Annotated in this window: 15 protein-coding genes and 1 other annotated feature (1 of these 16 only partly in view); of the genes, 13 read left to right on the top strand and 2 right to left on the bottom strand. The window is 54.8% G+C overall.

Translation table 11 applies throughout. From position 1 onward, the window contains the following. The first annotated feature begins 83 nt into the window (after nucleotides 1-83). Together EHV15_RS02765 and EHV15_RS02760 are read left to right on the top strand one after the other, a co-directional pair. Nucleotides 84-1,271, top strand: a complete 1,188-nt coding sequence (locus EHV15_RS02765) for a class I SAM-dependent methyltransferase (protein WP_128629923.1) — start codon at nucleotides 84-86, stop codon at nucleotides 1,269-1,271. 857 nt (nucleotides 1,272-2,128) lie between these two features. Continuing rightward, nucleotides 2,129-4,411 carry an O-antigen ligase family protein gene (locus tag EHV15_RS02760; RefSeq protein WP_128629922.1) on the top strand — a complete coding sequence of 761 codons (2,283 nt, stop codon included), beginning with the start codon at nucleotides 2,129-2,131 and terminating at the stop codon, nucleotides 4,409-4,411. A gap of 78 nt (nucleotides 4,412-4,489) precedes the next feature. Here the strand turns inward: EHV15_RS02760 and EHV15_RS02755 are convergent, their stop codons facing one another. Then, nucleotides 4,490-4,804, bottom strand: a complete 315-nt coding sequence (locus EHV15_RS02755) for a dehydrogenase (RefSeq protein WP_128629921.1) — start codon at nucleotides 4,802-4,804, stop codon at nucleotides 4,490-4,492. Nucleotides 4,805-4,978: 174 nt separating this feature from the next. On the opposite strand from EHV15_RS02755, the gene uptA reads away from it, so the two are divergent. From uptA to EHV15_RS02705, 10 genes are all read left to right on the top strand, one after another. Continuing rightward, nucleotides 4,979-5,590: an undecaprenyl phosphate transporter UptA gene (gene uptA, locus EHV15_RS02750; RefSeq protein ID WP_128629920.1), complete on the top strand. Its 612-nt coding sequence runs from the start codon at nucleotides 4,979-4,981 to the stop codon at nucleotides 5,588-5,590. 35 nt (nucleotides 5,591-5,625) lie between these two features. Beyond that, nucleotides 5,626-6,252, top strand: coding sequence for an MBL fold metallo-hydrolase (locus EHV15_RS02745; protein ID WP_128629919.1), 627 nt, complete (start codon nucleotides 5,626-5,628; stop codon nucleotides 6,250-6,252). Nucleotides 6,253-6,955: 703 nt separating this feature from the next. Beyond that, nucleotides 6,956-7,339 carry an ATPase gene (locus EHV15_RS02740; protein ID WP_128629918.1) on the top strand — a complete coding sequence of 128 codons (384 nt, stop codon included), beginning with the start codon at nucleotides 6,956-6,958 and terminating at the stop codon, nucleotides 7,337-7,339. Nucleotides 7,340-7,515: 176 nt separating this feature from the next. Continuing rightward, complete coding sequence (gene gatC / locus EHV15_RS02735) at nucleotides 7,516-7,803, top strand: Asp-tRNA(Asn)/Glu-tRNA(Gln) amidotransferase subunit GatC (protein ID WP_128629917.1); 288 nt, start codon at nucleotides 7,516-7,518, stop codon at nucleotides 7,801-7,803. An 85-nt stretch (nucleotides 7,804-7,888) separates the two neighbouring features. After that, complete coding sequence (gene gatA, locus EHV15_RS02730; RefSeq protein WP_128629916.1) at nucleotides 7,889-9,343, top strand: Asp-tRNA(Asn)/Glu-tRNA(Gln) amidotransferase subunit GatA; 1,455 nt, start codon at nucleotides 7,889-7,891, stop codon at nucleotides 9,341-9,343. A 41-nt stretch (nucleotides 9,344-9,384) separates the two neighbouring features. Continuing rightward, nucleotides 9,385-10,824 carry an Asp-tRNA(Asn)/Glu-tRNA(Gln) amidotransferase subunit GatB gene (gene gatB, locus EHV15_RS02725; protein WP_128629915.1) on the top strand — a complete coding sequence of 480 codons (1,440 nt, stop codon included), beginning with the start codon at nucleotides 9,385-9,387 and terminating at the stop codon, nucleotides 10,822-10,824. A gap of 78 nt (nucleotides 10,825-10,902) precedes the next feature. After that, on the top strand, nucleotides 10,903-11,361 hold the full coding sequence (locus EHV15_RS02720; RefSeq protein ID WP_128629914.1) for a GNAT family N-acetyltransferase: 459 nt from the start codon (nucleotides 10,903-10,905) through the stop codon (nucleotides 11,359-11,361). A gap of 211 nt (nucleotides 11,362-11,572) precedes the next feature. Then, nucleotides 11,573-13,396 carry a DUF4097 family beta strand repeat-containing protein gene (locus EHV15_RS02715; RefSeq protein ID WP_128629913.1) on the top strand — a complete coding sequence of 608 codons (1,824 nt, stop codon included), beginning with the start codon at nucleotides 11,573-11,575 and terminating at the stop codon, nucleotides 13,394-13,396. A gap of 143 nt (nucleotides 13,397-13,539) precedes the next feature. Continuing rightward, nucleotides 13,540-13,968 carry a peroxide-responsive transcriptional repressor PerR gene (gene perR, locus EHV15_RS02710; RefSeq protein ID WP_036619751.1) on the top strand — a complete coding sequence of 143 codons (429 nt, stop codon included), beginning with the start codon at nucleotides 13,540-13,542 and terminating at the stop codon, nucleotides 13,966-13,968. 215 nt (nucleotides 13,969-14,183) lie between these two features. Then, on the top strand, nucleotides 14,184-15,818 hold the full coding sequence (locus tag EHV15_RS02705) for a glycosyl hydrolase family 18 protein (protein WP_246061887.1): 1,635 nt from the start codon (nucleotides 14,184-14,186) through the stop codon (nucleotides 15,816-15,818). Nucleotides 15,819-16,241: 423 nt separating this feature from the next. Here the strand turns inward: EHV15_RS02705 and EHV15_RS02700 are convergent, their stop codons facing one another. Next, nucleotides 16,242-16,619 (bottom strand): DUF2614 family zinc ribbon-containing protein, encoded by a 378-nt coding sequence (locus EHV15_RS02700; RefSeq protein WP_128629911.1) that lies wholly within the window; start codon nucleotides 16,617-16,619, stop codon nucleotides 16,242-16,244. Nucleotides 16,620-16,780: 161 nt separating this feature from the next. Here EHV15_RS02700 and EHV15_RS02695 point away from each other — a divergent pair, with 161 nt between their 5' ends. Next, a complete protein-coding gene (locus tag EHV15_RS02695; RefSeq protein WP_128629910.1) occupies nucleotides 16,781-17,659 on the top strand; it encodes a nucleotidyltransferase-like protein in 879 nt (292 codons plus the stop codon). 367 nt (nucleotides 17,660-18,026) lie between these two features. Beyond that, nucleotides 18,027-19,591 (top strand) — a sequence feature (most likely nonfunctional fraction of RNA operon) (it continues 112 nt past the right edge of the window).

Below are 19,591 nucleotides of genomic sequence, written 5' to 3'. Positions count from 1 at the left end.
GGGATCCGGCGTTTGGAGTTGGCGCCCCTATATGAGAAATAAATGGAAGAATAATTAAGTCAGAAAGGCAGCTGGCATCGAATATGGAATCACTGCAGAGTCTCGCAGGCCAACTGGCCGGGCAGGGCAGCCTGATTACGGCGACGATCAGCGGGCGCCGCAAACCGGGCGAAACCGAATACAGCAAGGTGCAAATCAAGCCCGTGGAATTGAAGCAGCGTCTGCATTATCAGTTTGCTTATCACTATCCGAACAAGGTCATCCACCGGAATATTCCGGCCGAATCGTTTGCGGACGAGCTGATGAAATTGTTTGAGGAAACGTTCCGGCAAGGTTTGCTTTGTACGGCGGAGGCCGACTATCAGGTGCTCATCAGCAAGAAGTTCAAAGTGACCATTCTGAAAAAAGCTCCTTCCCGCAAACCTTTGGGCACGCTGACGCATAACCGCCGCAAACAATACGTGCTTGAAGAGGGGACGCCCGTGCCGTTTCTGGTTGAGCTGGGCATCATGAACGCGGAAGGCAAAGTACTGGCGAAAAAATATGATAAATTCAGGCAGATCAACCGTTTCCTCGAAATGGTGCAGGACGTGCTCCCTCATCTGCCGCAAGGCCGTCCGCTGACGATCATCGATTTCGGCTGCGGTAAATCGTATTTGACGTTTGCGCTGTATCATTATTTGGCGGTGCAGCAGCAGCGGAAGCTGAAAATCGTCGGGCTCGATCTGAAGTCGGACGTCATCGAGCACTGCGGTGCGCTGGCCCGCAAGCTGAACTATGACGATCTGCGGTTTCTTGTCGGCGACATTGCCGATTACGATGAATTAAGCGAAGTGGATATGGTCGTCACCCTGCATGCGTGCGACACCGCTACCGACGCGGCGCTGGAAAAAGCGGTCCGCTGGAACGCCTCGGTCATTTTGTCGGTCCCCTGCTGCCAGCACGAGCTGTACAATCAAGTGGACAGCCCCGTAATGGAGCCGCTGCTTGGCCACGGTATCCTGAAAGAGCGTTTCTCGGCGCTCGCCACGGATGCCATCCGCGCCAAGCTGCTCGACGTCATGGGCTACAAGACGCAGCTGCTTGAGTTTATCGACATGGAGCATACGCCGAAAAACATCCTGATCCGGGCCGTCAAATCGCCGGGCGGGGATACGGACAAGCTGTGGCAGGAGTATGCCGCTTTCCGCGATTTTTTGAGCGCCTCCCCTTACCTGGAGCGGGCGTGCCGGGATTTGCTGCCGGGCCTTGCGGTTCAAGAGGAGCGCTGATTCCGGCCGGATAAGCGGTCGGTGGCACGGATAAGTATATAGATAGGCTAAAAAGGGAGCCGCTTCATGGCTCCTTTTTTAGTTAATTTGCGGGGATTCTAGCGGACTCGGCTCCTATCGTTAGCTTCCAACTGCAAAAGTGCAGTTATTTCGAGTGAATGTGGTAAAATATGGTTATATAGCGAAAATGAACTGCATTTTTACATCTGAACCCCTATTGCCGGAGCTTTTTCACAAAATGGCCTGCACTTTTGCACCTCGTTGAGGTAACCACACCGCGACATGGTGGTTTCATCTTACTTATCGGGCAATCCACATTACTCTAACCAACATCTAGTCAACAATATGTAACCCACATTAAGCAGCCTCGTTATGCATCCCTCGCAGAGTTCATTTCGATTTCTCAGTTCACAAAAGTGCATTCTGATTATCCCGTTTTCACCGCGTTCCCCGTATGCCGTATCGCCGCATCGCACCAGGGAAATAAATTAAGAATACGTTTCAACGGATCGGACAATGACTGTAGGTATGAACATGGACGGTGGATGCCGTACGGAAACACGTATTGGAAAAGCGTTAAAAGTGTGAGTTCAAAAGGTCAGGTTTTCAGCACCGAAGCGTATGTTTCCGAAGTGCGTTTTTTCAAAACGCTTTAGGTCGGATGAAGCTAGGGATCGGGTAGCGGAGCGTACGCTTTGGGTACGTGAGCAACTGAAATGTTTCCGTAGGAAACATACTTCGAAAGCATATGCTAGGCCCGGCTGAATTCAAGATTCGACGCCGAGTCCACTTCTTGACCTGCTTCGTGATTAAAAGATGACTTTTTGAACTACCTCTAAAAAAGGGGAGGAGCGCGAATGAGCAGAATCGGGTCATATGGGCCGGCGGTCGCGGTTTGCGGGACGGGTTTGGCGCTTTGCGGGTTGAACGGGTTGTTTTTTATGGATACGGTGGCCGCTCTGCTGCTCGTTTCGGGATGGCTGGCCGTATCGGCCGCGGTGGCGGGGGCTTGGGCTTTAAGATGGAAAAAAGCGGAGCGGCATCGTTTGTTATCCGAAAGACGATGGGATGGCTGGCTGCAGGCGGGCCCGTTTGTCTTGGCTGCCCTGTACGGATTAACATTGCTTGCCGCCAATGCCTTGTCGGTTCAGGCAACGTTCGAGGCCATTTTGAGCTGGGCTTTTTACGGTGTCTTAGGCGTTGCTGTTTACTTGGCGGCGGGAGAGAAAGGCAGCAGGCGCTTGTTGGAAATGGGCTGGCTGGCGATCGGCGGGCTGCTGGCCGTAACGGGGCTGGCAGCCGTATACGGCTTGCTGCCGCTGCCGGGAGCTGTTTTGCGGACCGCCGACCGGGAGATCGCCGCTGCGGGGGCGAGGCTCGGCGGTTTGCTGCAATATCCGAACACTTACGGCGCGGTCATGGCCGCGTTTCTGCTGGAGCGCCTGGTCAGGCTGTCCGGCTGGAGTGCGGCGGATTTTAGCCGGGAGCGCCGTTGGCGCGGATATTGGGCGTCCGGCTGGGCGCTGCTTTACGCGCTCTGCCTGCTGCTCAGCGAGTCGCGCGGGGCCTATGCGGCCGGGCTGGCCGGTTGGGCGGCGGGATTCGCCTTGCTGCGCGGGCCCGCGCGGCGGCGCTACATGCTCCACAGCGGCGCTATCGCCGCCGCCGGAGCCGCGCTCGCCCGCCAGCTCGCCGCCGCGCAGCTGGCCCCGGCGCCGCTGCCGGGGCTGCTGGCGCTGGCCGCGATGCTGGCGGCGGCGCTGCTGCTGGCGGGGCGGGCCGCCCGCTGGGGCCAGCCGCGCAGCCCCGGCGCAGAGCCGCGCCGCAGCGGGGCCGTCCGCGCCGCCGCCTGCGGCGGAGCCGCGCTGCTGCTCGCGGCGCCGCTTGCGGCGCTGGTGTCCGCCGGTTTCCTAGGGCGGCTGTTCCGCCCGGAAACGTGGTTTGCCCGCGCCGCGATGTACGGCGACGCCGCGTTGCTGCTGCGGCAGTCGCCGTGGCTTGGCCAGGGCGGCGATGCCTGGCGCCAGGCGTTCCGCAGCGTGCAAAGCCATCCTTACGTCGGCAATGAAGTGCACAACGGCTACCTGGACATCGCCCTCGATCTTGGCTTGCTGGGCCTCGCCATCATGCTGCTTTGGCTTGGCGCCGCCGCCGTCCGCCTGTTCCGGGCGAGAAGCCCCCTGCTTCCGCCCTTTGCGGCGCTGCTCCTGCATAGCGCCATCGACTTTGATATGAGCTACGGCATCGTTTGGCTGCTCATCATCGGGATGATCGGCATGATGGGAGCAGGAGCCACCGCCCAAACGGAGTCCGGGGAGGAGCACGGGAGCGATAAGCAGACGGGCGCTTCGGGAAGGAACCGGACTTTAGAAGTACACGCCAAAGCGCCCAGGAACAAGCGCGGGGCAGACATAATACGAAATGCGCGAACGGTGAAAAATTTACCGCGGTTCATTCGTCCCGTTTTCGGCGTTTTGCTCTGTGCACTGCTGCTTGCGGTAAGCGCGGCCGGCTTTCTACAGGCCGAGAGCCTTCGCTTGTACCAGTCAGCCTTGTCCATGGAGGAAACGGCGAGTTCGGCGGCTGACGATTGGCGCGCTAAGCATGAATTGCACGATGCGCCGAATGCAGCGCAAAACCGCCAGGCCGCCCTGCTTGAACGGTCGCTGGCCTATTGGCCGTACCGGACACCGGCGCGGCTGGCGCTGGCCGGCTTGTCCGCTCCTCCCGAAGCGGAGGCCATCCTGCGCCCCGGGCTCGCTTACGATGCGGCCGACCCCGCTTTGTGGCTGGCGCTCGGCGACGCTTTGGCCCGCCGGATGGACCTTGGCGCCGCCGTCGCCATGAACCGGGCGCTTGAACTGGACCGGTTCGATCCGCATACCCAAACCGCCGCCCTGCGCGGTTTGGAGCAACTGGCCCGGCGCCTGTCGGAGCAGGGGCGGCCGCGGCAGGCCAAAGCGGCCGCTGCAGCGGGAGCGCGGCTCTACAACCGCTACGCCGAGCTGGCCGACTCGGTCAAAACGTCTGTGCGGCGAAACGATCGGCGGTTTCGCCTAACCGCCGAAGCCGTCATCCTGGGCGAAGCGTTGCGGCAAATCGCCGATTCCGCCGCTTCCTCCCAGGCGCGGCTGAATTAGCCCAAGCCATCGGTTGTTCCGCCCCGCCGAATGTCCCGACCATGTCCAGGCGCCCGGAAGACTCCTCCCTCGCTTCGCTCAACCCCCAAAAGCCGCCCGGAACGCCGCCGCCAGCTTTTCCCGGTCGATCTGCCACAGCTCCGCCAGCTCCCCGCTGACTTCCTGATCCCACCAGTCGGCGAGCACTTTCCGGTTGCTGTGGTTTTCGTGGATCCAAAGCAGGTTGCCGATCACTTTTTTGTAATACAGCGTTTCGCCCTCCCGAACCAGGTTTTCGGGAATATATACGCCAAGCCTTTTAATGGCGCGGTACAGCTCATTGCTGCAGCTCCGGCGGATTTTGCGCGGACTCGGGAGGGACTCCTGATGTTTTGCGGAGAAGTTGCCTGCCATATTGCACGGCCTCCTTTTTCACCAACATATGCACCCGCTCCCGCTAGAGTTCGTTTTGGCCTAAGCCGAAGTAGAATGCATGTCCCCCGCTGTGATAGAATAGACTTTGATCATAGGGATATTTTTGCAGGGCGGACAAGAAAACAAGAAGCGACGAGGAAAGAGGACGAAACGGTGGAGTGGATATCAAATCTAATCAGCACACTATTGGATTGGGTTCAGCAATTGGGGTACTTCGGCATTATGCTCGGTTTGATGATCGAGATCATTCCCAGCGAAATCGTGCTGGCTTACGGCGGATATTTGGTGCATATGGGCAACATTAATTTCGTGGGGGCGGTGTTTTTCGGCGTTGTCGGCGGCGTTATCGCCCAGTTGTTCATTTACTGGATCGGCCGTTACGGCGGCAGACCGATTTTGGAAAAGTACGGGAAGTACATTTTGATTAAGAAAAAACATATCGACGTGTCCGAAGCCTGGTTTTTGAAATACGGTTCAGGCGTCATTTTTACCGCCCGGTTTATTCCGGTGGCGCGGCATGCGATTTCGATTCCGGCCGGGATGGCCAAAATGCCCGTCGGCAAGTTTTTGCTGCTGACCACGCTGGCGGTGATTCCCTGGTCGATCCTGTTCGTGTATTTGGGGATGCTGCTCGGCGAGCAATGGCAGCATGTCGATGAGAAGGCGGGCCCTTACATCATGCCGATTCTGCTTGGCGCTTTGGCCTTGCTGATCGTGTACGTGGTCGTTAAAATGTTCAGCAACAAGAAAAAAGCAGCGAAATAAGGACTAATCGAGAACAATGGAAGAAGGCGGAAGGTATGCTGAAAATAGAAACATTTATGTTGGGGCCGCTGCAAACGAACGCTTACCTGGTCCGGGGCGACGATGAGAAGCGGGCGATCGTGATCGACCCGGGCATGAACCCGGGCCCGCTGCTGCGCGCCGTCGAAGGGCTGGAGATCGAAGCGATCCTGCTCACGCACGCGCATTTTGACCATATCGGCGGGGTCGACGAAATCCGCAAGCTGAAAAAATGCCCGGTGTACGTCCATCCGCTCGAGAGCGAATGGCTGACCACGCCGAAGCTGAACGGTTCGCTGATGTGGCCGGAGGTGTCGCCGCCGCTCTCGACCGATCCGGCCGAATACGATCTGGCCGAGGGGCAGAAGCTCCGGCTGATCGGGCACGATTTTACCGTCTATCATACGCCGGGACATTCGCCGGGCAGCGTTAGTTTTTTGTGCGGGGACGAGCTGTTTTCCGGAGACGTGCTGTTTCGTTTAAGCGTCGGACGGACCGATTTGCCGGGCGGCCGGGAAGCGGATTTGTACAATTCGATCCGCGGCAAGCTGTTCCGGATGCCGGATGAGGTTAAGGTTTACCCGGGGCATGGCCTCAAAACGACCATCGGCTTCGAACGGGCCAACAACCCTTACATTTCCTGAAAACCGTGTAGGAAAACGTCTGCTTGACGTATTCTCAAGGAACTGACCGCGGTTAGCGGAAATAGAATGGTTCAACAAGGACGGCCCGGCGAGATATCAACTGCAAAAGTGCATTCTATTTTCCACGAATCACCACTTTAGAGCGATTGAAATGCAAAAATACATCTCATTTAGGGCTATGCGATAAAAAAGTAACTTTTGGCCGGAAATGAACTGCACTTTTGCATTTGAAGTACCGGTTTAGAGGAGGTTCGACAAAAACCGCATGCACTTTTGCATTTCGTGGGAGTTTCCCCTCTTCCATATATCGCAAGTGTTGCAAATTCTATAATCTTCAAATCAGCGGTGTCGAATCAGCGCCGGTTGAGCGGAATTTTCAACGTTCCCGTGCATCTAAAGCGAAATTGCAACAAGTTCCCTGAAAAAGTGCAAAAATAGTGGACAAAAGTGCATAGCTTTGGTAGGATGTACTTAATTAAAACATTGTAACTTTTGCGAAGCACGCAAGCTGTGGAATCATCCCGGTTTGCGTTCTTTTTTTTGTATTTTTTGCCAATTGGTATGTTCGCCGCTTTCCTTTGCCGTTTTAATTTTGTTAAAATAAGGATGAAAGTAGAGTAACAGGCTGTAAGGTTGCCTATCTTTCATTTTTTTAGTAGGATAATAAAATAACTTATTATTGAATGAATCAGGGAGGTAGACGATGCTTCATTTGGGAGAGAAAATTGTGATCGTCGGCGATGCCTTTGAGCAGAATCTTCCTGTTGGGGAATATGGCTTCGTAATTGCTTATGACCGCAATCCGGATAACGCTTTTGACTATGTCATCAGATCTCCTAAGACGGGGCGGAATTATTTTGTTCCGCAGAGCGATGTAGAATCCGAAGAACGGCTGATTGAGCAGGAAGTAGAGCGAAGAACACAGGAAGCATTGATCGATTACGCTTTGGCTACGCACAACGAGAAGCTTTTCCGGCAAATTATGAACGGCGAAAGCAACGATGCAGGCGAGCAAAATGAATCAACAAAGGAAGTAATGTCCCAGGCGGAATTCATCAAACAGGTGAATTTGCGGGCATGGATATAAAGAGTCGGCGTTGCCGGCTCTTTTTCTGTTTTACGCCGGCAGTGGCGCTGGTCAGAGCGTATGCGGCTAACGGATTGAATTGACTGTGATTCTACAATATAATTTAAATCAATTGTATGGACATGGTAGAATGGAGCAATCAGGTTTTCCTGGCTTGAATAAAGGAGGGCAACAAAGTGAGTATCCAAATGAAGGACGTTGAACATGTGGCCAAGCTGGCCCGCTTGCATTTGACCGACGAGGAGCGGGAAATGTTCACGGAACAATTGAACGCTATTTTACAATATGCCGAAAAGTTAAACGAGCTGGACACCGATCAAATCGCGCCGACGACGCATGTGCTGCATCTCAGCAACGTCATGCGGGAGGATGTGGTCAAAGAGAGCCTGCCGCCGGAGAAAGTATTCCTTAACGCGCCGGACGAAGAGGACGGGCAGTTCAAAGTTCCGGCCGTGCTGGAATAGGAATAGGAATAGGTCCTGCATTCGGACTGGCATTCGTTCGGGCTGACATTTAGGTGAAACGTGAAAATTGAAGGAGGAAACAAGTTTGGCGCTGTTTGATTTGCGTTTGCAGGAGATACATAATCAACTGCACAACAAGGAGCTGTCTGTATCCGATCTGGTCGGCGAAGCTTTCGCCAAAATTCGCGAGCGCGACGAGAAGATCGGGGCGTTTTTGACGCTGAATGAAGAAGGAGCCCGGGCCGAGGCCTCGCGGCTTGACGATAAGCTGGCTTCGGGAGAGCCGCGGGGACTGCTGTTCGGTTTGCCGATCGGCATCAAGGACAATATGGTGACGGAAGGGCTGCTCACAACCTGCGGCAGCCAGTTTTTGAAAAACTACAACCCGATTTACGATGCAACGGCCGTGACGAAGCTGAAGCAAGCGGAAGCGGTGACGATCGGCAAACTGAACATGGACGAATTCGCCATGGGCGGTTCGAACGAGAACTCCAGCTTTCATCCTGTCCGCAATCCGTGGGATTTAAGCCGCGTTCCCGGCGGTTCGAGCGGCGGCTCGGCGGCGGCGGTAGCGGCCGGCGAAGCGTTTTTTGCGCTGGGCTCCGATACCGGCGGTTCGATCCGCCAACCGGCTTCGTACTGCGGCGTCGTTGGCCTTAAGCCGACCTATGGCCGCGTATCGAGATACGGGCTGGTGGCGTTCGCTTCCTCGCTGGATCAAATCGGCCCGATTACGAAAAATGTCGAGGATTCCGCTTACGTGCTGCAAGCGATCGCCGGACACGACCCCAAAGACTCCACTTCGGCGGATGTCGAGGTTCCGGATTACCTGTCGGCGCTGACCGGGGAAATTTCCGGGCTGAAAATCGCCGTGCCGAAGGAGTACCTGGAGGGCGTCGACCCGCAGGTCAAAGCCGCGGTGCTGGAAGCGTTGCGCGTGCTGGAAAGCCTTGGCGCCGTATGGGAAGAGGTTTCGCTGCCGCATACCGAATACGCCGTGGCCGCTTACTACCTGCTCGCGTCCTCCGAAGCGTCGTCCAACCTGTCGCGGTTTGACGGCGTCCGTTACGGCGTGCGCGCGGACCATGCCGGAAGCCTGCTCGATCTCTATTACGATTCGCGCAGCCAGGGCTTTGGTCCGGAAGTGAAGCGCCGCATTATGCTGGGGACTTACGCGCTCAGTTCGGGCTATTATGATGCCTATTACTTGAAAGCCCAGAAGGTCAGAACGCTGATCAAGCAGGACTTCGACCAGACCTTTGCGAAATACGACGTCATTATCGGCCCGACGGCGCCGACGACGGCCTTCCCGCTGGGCTCGCAAGTCGACGATCCGCTGACGATGTATTTGAACGACATTTTGACGATTCCGGTCAGCTTGGCCGGCGTTCCTGCGCTGAGCGTGCCGTGCGGTTTTGCCGAGGGAATGCCGGTCGGCTTGCAGATCATCGGCAAGCCTTTTGACGAGAGCACGCTCCTGCGCGTGGCCCACGCGTTCGAAGCGAATACGGATCATCATCTAAAGCGTCCGGCGTTGTAAGATCCTATAGAATCCATTCAAAGTTTGCAGGAGGACAGGCCATGTCAATATCCAATTATGAAACGGTGATCGGGCTGGAGGTGCACGTGGAGCTGCACACGAAGACGAAAATTTTCTGCGGCTGTTCCACCGAATTCGGCGCCCCGCCGAACACGCATACCTGCCCGGTATGTCTCGGGCATCCCGGCGTTTTGCCCGTGCTGAACCGCCAGGCCGTCGACTACGCGATGAAGGCGGCGATGGCGCTGAACTGCGAAATCGGCGATGTGAGCAAATTCGACCGGAAAAATTACTTCTATCCCGACTCGCCGAAAGCATATCAAATTTCGCAATACGATCAGCCGATCGGCTTGAACGGATATATCGATATTGAAGTGGACGGGCGGACGAAACGGATCGGCATTACCCGTCTGCATTTGGAGGAGGATGCCGGCAAGCTGACGCACGTTGATGGCGGGTTTGCCTCGCTGGTCGATTTTAACCGCGTCGGCACACCGCTGGTTGAAATCGTGTCCGAGCCGGACATCTCTTCGCCGGAGGAAGCCAGAGCTTATCTGGAGAAACTGCGGGCGATCATGCTGTATTGCGAAGTGTCCGACGTGAAGATGGAAGAAGGTTCGATGCGCTGCGACGCCAACATCAGCTTGCGTCCGCACGGGCAGAAGGAATTCGGCACCCGGGCCGAGCTCAAAAACATGAACTCGTTCCGCGGCGTGGTCCGCGGACTGGAATATGAACAGCTTCGCCAGGCGGAGATTTTGGACGAGGGCGGGGAAGTGGTGCAGGAGACGCGCCGTTGGGACGAGTCCCAAGGCAAGACGTTTTCGATGCGCGGCAAAGAGGAAGCGCATGACTACCGTTATTTCCCGGACCCGGATCTCGTGACTTTGCATATCGATCAAGCCTGGAAGGACCGGATCCGGGCGTCGATTCCGGAGCTGCCCGATGCGCGGAAGGCGCGGTACACTGCGGAATACGGGCTGCCGGAATATGACGCGGGCGTGATTACGTCTTCCAAGGCGCTGGCCGATCTGTTCGAGAACAGCCTGGAATATACAAAGGACGCCAAAGCGGTATCCAACTGGATCATGGGCGATTTGCTCGGCTATTTGAACACCAATGGCCTGGAGCTGGCGGATGTGAAATTGACGGGGCAGGGGCTTGGCGAAATGATCGGGCTGCTGGAAAAAGGCACGATCAGCTCGAAAATCGCCAAAACCGTGTTCAAGGAAATGCTGCAAAGCGGCAAGCTGCCGCAGCAAATCGTCGAGGAGCAGGGCCTCGTGCAAATCAGCGACGAAGGCGCGATCAAGGCGATCGTGGACGAGGTGATCGCGGGCAACCCGGCTTCCGTCGAAGATTACAAGGCGGGCAAGGAGAAAGCGATTGGCTTCCTGGTCGGCCAGGTGATGAAGCAAAGCAAAGGGAAAGCGAACCCGGGGCTTGTCAACAAGCTGCTGGTGGAAGCGCTGAAAGGATAAGCAAGCCGGATTGCGGGCGGCGAGCGGCGAGCGAAGCAAGCTGCAATCCGGCACGCCGCAAGGCCAAGGGGGAATTCGATGATCGCGAGATTGCCGCTGGAGGATGCCGATATCGTGGAGCAAATCTGGAGTCTGCAGCATCAAGCCTACAGGCTCGAGGCCAGAGCTGTAGGGCTCGCGGAGGCTCCGCCCCTGCCGGATACGTTCGATTCGATCCGCAGCAGCGGGGATGTTTTTTACGGCGTGCTGTCGGAGGACGGGGAGCTGCTGGGGGCTATTGCCGTTCGCAGCGAAGCTCCTGGCGTTTTGAACATTACCCGCCTGATGGTGCATCCCGAACGCTTGCGGCAGGGCATCGGCTCCTATTTAGTGCAGTACGTCTTGGATAACCATCCGGAAGCGGGGCGGTTTACGGTGGCCGCCAGCACGCAAAACGCCGCAGCGGTCGCTTTATACCGCCGCAGCGGCTTTGTGCCGGCCGAAACGGTTAGCTCCGCCGCCGGTGTGGAGCTGACGTTGTTCCGTATGGATAGATAGGCGGCTCCCGGAAAATGTATATCCCTTGGCAAGAGATTGCCGGCACCTCGTAAAAGCGCGGGTGGCAGGAGTTTAGCGGCTTCTGCACCTGCGCTTTTTCTTTTCGGCCCATTTCATTCCATGTTACAGGAAGTAGCGATATCGGTTATTATAAAAAGATAGAGAAACTCCCGTACGGATATGACAGGCTCATAGAAAGGGGGAGGGAGAGATGACACCGGATATGGTGCCGATGCAGCCGCCGGCCGGGCGTGAACGGCCGAAGGGCTACAAGCCGCGGCGGCGTAAACGCAAAACGATTGCCTGTTTGCTGTCCGCCCTGTTTCCGGGTTTGGGCCATCTGTATTTGCGCCTGTTTTTTCGAGCCATCGCTTTTATTTATTTTGTGCTTATCGACGCGTCCGCGCTGATTTACTTTTCAACCGTGCGGATGGCCATTAACGTACCGCTGCTCGTGGTGCTGGGATTGCTGATTCCCGCAGCTTATTTCTACAGCATTTATGATGTGCTTCAATCCACCGACGTGCTGAACGCCCGTTTAAGAAAAGAGCCGGTAGCGGGCGAGGATCGATCGGCGGAAGCAGGCCGGAAACCGGACTCTGGACTGGGCCAGGGGATTCGCGCTAGCATCCTGCTGGCAGGCGGGGGCGCCCTGATGTTTCTGCTCCGGCAAAAGCCGCTTTGGCTGCAAGAGCTGATTCAAATCGGCGCGGAGTACATCGTGGCGGCCGCTTTGATCATAACGGCGCTGATCTTGGTGATCCGCGAAGGGCGGCGCCGTTATTGGCGTTCGGGGCGCTTGACGGCTGCGGTGCTGCTCCTGTCGGTTGCCGTTCTTTTGCTGATCGACAAGTTTACCGGCATGGACGATATGCTGCTTCTGCGCAAGTGGTGGCCGCTCCTGTTCGTGTTTTGGGGACTCGAGCATATTTTGGCGCTGATTTGGAACGTTAGAAAAAAGCTCCGTCCGAAGCGCTTGCTTCGAGTGGATGCCCAGGGGCTGCTAATCTCTATGTTTGTGGCCTTTTCCGTGTTTGCCGTGACCCAGCAGGATCACTATATGCATCTATGGAACCGGGTAAGCCTCGATTTGACGGCGGCCGGGACGGAATTCAGCGCGCAGGAGGGCTACCGGGTCGAGAAGCCGGAGCTTGAAATCCCGATTGACCTGGATACCGGCAAAATCGCGATCGACGGAATCAACGGGGACATCGAAGTGAAAAAGGCGAGCATTGAAAATGTCATCGTCAAATATACGGTTTGGGTAGACCAGTTGGAAACGGAGGATGCCCGGAAAATCGCCGCCGAGACTTCCGTTGCCGGCAATGAGGGGAGCACGCTGGGACTCTCCGTGCAAGACAAGGCGTATGGGGAGAGCGGCCGCCGCCACCCGCGTGTAGATCTGACCGTCGTGCTGCCGGAAAACCGCTTTTTGGATCTGGATATTTCCACCTCCAGCGGCGGCATTACGCTGACAGGGGTTCAGGCCATGAAGCAGGTCAAGCTGCAGACCGGGAACGGGGATTTGCGGCTGTGGGATGTCATCGGCGATGTCTCGGCGAAAACGCTGAACGGCGACATTGAGCTGTATCGGATTTTCGGCGACGCCCAGGCCGATACCCAGGGAGGCAATGTAAAAGGCAGAGGGATTACCGGAAAAGCTTCCTTGTCTACCCTCGTTGGCGATATTACGCTGACGGAGGCGCAGGATGCGATCAAAACGAACACGAAAAACGGGAATATTCGCGTAGACGGTGTGCCAGCGGAGCTTCAGGCCGAATCCTTGAACGGCAAAGTGCATATTTCTTCCTCGTCGGTAGGGGGAGATTGGGACGTGTACAGCGCGGTCGGGGAGATACGCTTCGATCTTCCGGAGGTTGGCGATTACACTTTGGAAGGTTCCAGCGGATATGGGGATATTTTTACCGAAATGCCGTTTACCGTAGGGGATAAGGAAATTAAAGGGGCCGTCGGCACCGGAAAATACCGGGTGAAAGTCGATGGGAACAGCAATTTGATCGTGAACCGGAACTGAAGATTTTCAAAATAGTTCTTTTGTTCGGGAAGGCCTGGTTTATACTGCGTTGACAAAAGTTTTATCCTAAACGTACAATAAAATTACAGATTCTTGGAAAGTTGCTTGATCTGGAATGAGCTTATTTGAAGGCGGTGGACCTATTGACAACGCGCGTACAGCATGCTTTGGAGCAGCTGAAAAATAACGGTGTCCGCATTACGCCGCAGCGCCACGCCATACTGACGTATCTTATGGAATCGCTGAGCCATCCTACTGCGGATGAAATCTACCGCTCCTTGGAACCCCGTTTTCCGAACATGAGCGTGGCCACGGTTTATAATAATTTGAAAATGTTAATGGAAGCCGGCATGGTTCGCGAACTGACCTATGGCGACAATTCGAGCCGCTTTGATGCCGATGTATCCGACCATTACCATGTGATTTGCGAACGATGCGGCAAAATCAAGGATTTCAGCTACCCTTCGCTGGAGGATGTGGAACGCAAAGCGGAGGAAGCGACCGGGTTTCAAATCCGCGGGCATCGGCTGGAGCTGTACGGTGTCTGCAGCGAATGCCGGATGGAGCATTAATATAAGCGATTTGTTTAATGACCTGCGGGTGTTGGATAACGTGCGGGATTCCCAGGGGAATTCTTCACGTTTTTATTTTTAGCAAGCAGCGGGAAAATCTAGTATGCGGAGGTAGGGCATTGAGGAGCAGGAGAAACACTTATCGCCGAAAAAGACGTGGCGGCAAGCTGAAATGGTGGTTAGGACTCGTTATTGTGGTTGCAGGTATCTATTGGATGGCTACGGCATTGCTGCCTAACCGCAGCCATGTCAACCCGGAATGGTACGGGAAGGTGGAGAAACCGGTATTCCTCGGCGGGGAGCTGATGAAAGGGCCGGCCTTGGGGGAGGGGGATGGTTTGAAGCTGCCGCTTCCCGTCATTCAAACGGCCATTGATCCGGATATCCGGTATGAGGAGGAGACGAAATCCGTCATTCTGACCACGCCGCGGAAGTTGGTTTTCCTTAAGGCGAACGAAAAAATCGCCAAAATCAACAACAAGCCGACGGAGCTGCTGTTTGCTCCGGAGGAGAAGGACGGGGTTCTTTACCTGCCGGCCCATTTGCTTGAGGAGATCTACGGGGCCAAGGTGCAGGAAGACCCGGAATCGGGAGCTGTCCTGCTGGCCAAAGCCGGTGAGAGCGTGCAGCAAGCCAGCGTGCAGACGTCATCGCGGAACAAGGATGCCAAGGTTCCTCTGCGCACCGGCCCGAGCATTCACCAGCCGATCCTGGCGGATATGAAGCCGGATACCGAACTGCGCATCCTGCAGCCGGCCGCCGATGGTTGGTATTATGTCCAGATGAACAACGGGTATACAGGATATGTACGCGAAAAGAACGTGCTTATCGGCGAGAAAAGGACGGTTCCGGAACTGAAGTTGGAGCTCTCCGCGGACAAGCAAAAGCGGATGTCCAAGAAGATCAACATGACCTGGGAAGCCGTTTATCAGGTCGCGCCTAATCCCGCCGCCATCGGCAAGCTGCCGGGCGTGAATGTGGTGAGTCCGACCTGGTTTTCGCTGGCGGATAATGAAGGGAATGTGCAAAGCAAGGCCGACATCGCTTATGTGAAATGGGCTCATGCCCAAGGGATGCAGGTGTGGGGACTGTTTAGCAACAGCTTTGATCCGGATCGGACGACGGAAGCGCTGGCGAATTTCGACCGGCGGCTGACGACGATTTTGCAAATGCTTCACTACGCCAAAATTTACGATCTGGACGGCATTAATATCGATTATGAAAACGTATATACGGAGGATAAGGAAAATCTGAACCAGTTCGTTCGCGAGCTGCGCCCGCTCGCTGAGGAGCAAGGACTGATCGTCTCGATCGACGTCACCCCGAAATCGAACAGCGAGATGTGGTCCGCTTTTCTGGATCGCGCGAAGCTTGGGGAAGCCGTGGACTATATGATTTTGATGGCTTATGACGAGCACTGGGCAGCCAGCCCGGTTTCCGGCTCGGTCGCTTCGCTCCCTTGGGCCGAATCCTCCGCTACCCGAATTTTACAGGAGGACGGAGTTCCTCCGGAGAAGCTGATCCTCGGCGTCCCGCTTTATACGCGGATCTGGACGGAAACCGAAAAGGACGGCAAAACGGAGGTCAGCTCTAAAGCAATCGGCATGAAGCGGGCCCAGGAAATTATCGCGGAAAAGAAGCTAAAGCCCCGTTTGTCTGAAGAAACCGGGCAAAATTATGTGGAGTACAGCGATAAGGAAGGCCTTCACCGGATATGGCTGGAGGATGCAACGTCTCTGGCCCGGCGCGTGGAGCTGGCCAAATCGCTTGACCTGGCGGGCATCGCCGCCTGGAACCGAAGTTTTGCGTCGGATGACGCCTGGGATGTGCTTGGTGAAATCATAAAATAGTTTATAGCAAAAAAAGCGGATCGCTCCTCAAAGCGGCCCGCTTTTTTTAGTTTAAGATTATAGAATTTATAAGTTCTAAGCGGAGCTGAGCAATTGTATAATCGTGGGGAAAAACTACCTTTAAACGTGGTCTGGCTTTCTTGAGGAGAAGAGGAATCAGGAGGCTAAGGGACACCAGAGCCGTTATTTTCGAAAATACGGGAGTTTGCAAAATGTAACGGACACAGAAGACCTTATTTACCTCAAATCGGCCTGGATGAACGGGTTTAGAGCGAAATAGGGTCGCCTGTGTCCGTTAGGCTGGGAAATACCCGGGAAATAGGCGGTTAAGGTCGCTGGTGTCCCTTAGAGTAACGTCCAAAGTAGAAGTCAGAGCCATTAAAGGACGCCGTCGGGCGTTTTTCTTAAATGTATTAGTATAGCCTAACTCTTGGCCGTCGTAGCGGGCTCTTGCTGCTCCAGTTGATCCGCCGTGATGTTGGCTTTCGTAGGGTCCAAAGTAAGAATCGTTTTGCAGAACATGCAGCGGTCGGTTTTCCCCAGCATTTTGGTCAGTTTATGGCATTCCGGACATTCCAATTGAACGGCCGAGGTCGATAGCATGCCGGCCCAAAAATAGACGGCAAGGCTGCCCAGCATCGATATTAACCCGATGACCAGGCCGATGCCGGCAACGATTTTGCCGGATTGTCCCCAAAATACGATTCCCGCAGTCCCAAGCACCATCAAACCCATACCAAGCATGGTAAGCAGCAAACCCCAAAGCCGGAATTCATTGATTTTACTTGATTTAAAAAACATTGGGCTAACCTCGATTCCTCATAAATTGCTCCGGAATTTGTATCCGGCGTGTCCCCGTCCAAAACCTTCACCAGCCAAAAAATGCTAGAAGGAAACTTTAACTAGGCGTAGAACTATATTATAACGAATTGGCAGGAATACGCCAAGGTGGGAGGCTATCCGTGGAACCAACCATTTTTTCGATAATGGACGAAGAGAAGGCAGGCCGTCAGGCGATCGGAGCGATCGGATATCGCCAGGATAACGGAAGTTCTCACGATACGCTGCTGCACGATTTCGAATTTCTGATTTTGGTTGTGCATCATGGATTAGAGGAGCGGACGGTTCGGATCGAGCATTGCCTAAGCGGGGATGTGCATTATCAACTTGTGCACGTCGATTGCATCGACATCGAGGACTGGGTCATTGCCGGGGATAACCGGGAGTTGGTCAAGTCGTTTTTGCATGGGGAGATTATTTGGGACATCGCCGGGGAATTGGCGGCTTTCCGTTCACATATTAATCAGTTTGAAGACCGCATCCGGGAAAAACGCAAGTTGAAAGAGTTCGCGAAGTTTCTCAAAATGTACAGCGAAGCCAAAAAGCTTACTGCGGCGCAGGAATTGCTGGATGCCTATTACAGCGTACTGCAGGCGCTCAAACATTTTGCACGGCTCGAATTGATCGAACAGGGGATTTTGCCGGAGAGCCGCGTGTGGGAACAGGTGCGTTCCCTGAATTCGGTCGTTTACAAATTATTCGATGAACTGACGGATAATTCGGAGACGCTCGAGCAGCGCATCCAGCTTGTTCTGCTGGCTTGCGAGTTCTCTTTGACGAGCAAAATGGAAAGCTGCTGTTCGTTGCTCTTGCGCATATTAGGCAGCCGCAAGGAAGCCTGGAGCATTCAGGAGCTGATGAAGCTTTCCGAACTTGCTCATATGAAGGACGAGCTTCCCCTCGTGCTCAGAAGGTTGGTGTATCGGGGATTGGCCAAAGAGTCCGCCAAGACGCAAAAAGAAAGCAAAGGGGAACATCGCGAATTGCGATATTGGGTTTGAAGAGGGTATTTGCCGTTGCCATATAATTCCTGCTACTTACGGGTTGACTCCTGCATTGATTCTGTGATACATTATATCTCGCCCTTAAAAAGGCAATGAAGTTCTGAAGCGTAAATCGGCATTATGGCTGAATGAATTTTCAAAAAAACTTCTTGACTTAATAAAGGGCAATGTGATATATTAAAAAGGTCGCTGCTGAAATGAAATTGGCGACGAAATATGATGAAATTGAGTTTGATCTTTGAAAACTGAACAACGAGTGAGTATTAAATGAGAATTAATTTTCTCGTCAGTTTTTCTAAATGAGCAAGTCAAACACTTTTCGATGGAACACCTCATGCCTTCGGGTACGAGACTCCTTCCATCTTTATTGGAGAGTTTGATCCTGGCTCAGGACGAACGCTGGCGGCGTGCCTAATACATGCAAGTCGAGCGGAGTTAATCGGGAGCTTGCTCCTGGTTGACTTAGCGGCGGACGGGTGAGTAACACGTAGGCAACCTGCCCGTAAGACCGGGATAACTACCGGAAACGGTAGCTAATACCGGATAATCAAGTTTCTCGCATGAGAGGCTTGGGAAAGGCGGAGCAATCTGTCACTTACGGATGGGCCTGCGGCGCATTAGCTAGTTGGTGGGGTAACGGCTCACCAAGGCGACGATGCGTAGCCGACCTGAGAGGGTGAACGGCCACACTGGGACTGAGACACGGCCCAGACTCCTACGGGAGGCAGCAGTAGGGAATCTTCCGCAATGGACGAAAGTCTGACGGAGCAACGCCGCGTGAGTGATGAAGGTTTTCGGATCGTAAAGCTCTGTTGCCAGGGAAGAACGTCTTCTGGAGTAACTGCCAGGAGAGTGACGGTACCTGAGAAGAAAGCCCCGGCTAACTACGTGCCAGCAGCCGCGGTAATACGTAGGGGGCAAGCGTTGTCCGGAATTATTGGGCGTAAAGCGCGCGCAGGCGGCTGTTTAAGTCTGGTGTTTAATCCTGGGGCTCAACTCCGGGTCGCACTGGAAACTGGATGGCTTGAGTGCAGAAGAGGAGAGTGGAATTCCACGTGTAGCGGTGAAATGCGTAGAGATGTGGAGGAACACCAGTGGCGAAGGCGACTCTCTGGGCTGTAACTGACGCTGAGGCGCGAAAGCGTGGGGAGCAAACAGGATTAGATACCCTGGTAGTCCACGCCGTAAACGATGAGTGCTAGGTGTTAGGGGTTTCGATACCCTTGGTGCCGAAGTAAACACATTAAGCACTCCGCCTGGGGAGTACGGTCGCAAGACTGAAACTCAAAGGAATTGACGGGGACCCGCACAAGCAGTGGAGTATGTGGTTTAATTCGAAGCAACGCGAAGAACCTTACCAGGTCTTGACATCCCTCTGACCGGTACAGAGATGTACCTTTCCTTCGGGACAGAGGAGACAGGTGGTGCATGGTTGTCGTCAGCTCGTGTCGTGAGATGTTGGGTTAAGTCCCGCAACGAGCGCAACCCTTGACTTTAGTTGCCAGCAAGTAAGGTTGGGCACTCTAGAGTGACTGCCGGTGACAAACCGGAGGAAGGTGGGGATGACGTCAAATCATCATGCCCCTTATGACCTGGGCTACACACGTACTACAATGGCCGGTACAACGGGAAGCGAAGGAGCGATCTGGAGCGAATCCTAGAAAAGCCGGTCTCAGTTCGGATTGCAGGCTGCAACTCGCCTGCATGAAGTCGGAATTGCTAGTAATCGCGGATCAGCATGCCGCGGTGAATACGTTCCCGGGTCTTGTACACACCGCCCGTCACACCACGAGAGTTTACAACACCCGAAGTCGGTGAGGTAACCGCAAGGGGCCAGCCGCCGAAGGTGGGGTAGATGATTGGGGTGAAGTCGTAACAAGGTAGCCGTATCGGAAGGTGCGGCTGGATCACCTCCTTTCTATGGAGTAC

This window comes from Paenibacillus oralis (genome assembly GCF_003863965.1).
GTDB lineage: Bacteria > Bacillota > Bacilli > Paenibacillales > Paenibacillaceae > Fontibacillus > Fontibacillus oralis.
Note: the sequence above shows the minus strand (reverse complement) of the source record. Positions and strands in the feature narration are given on the sequence as shown.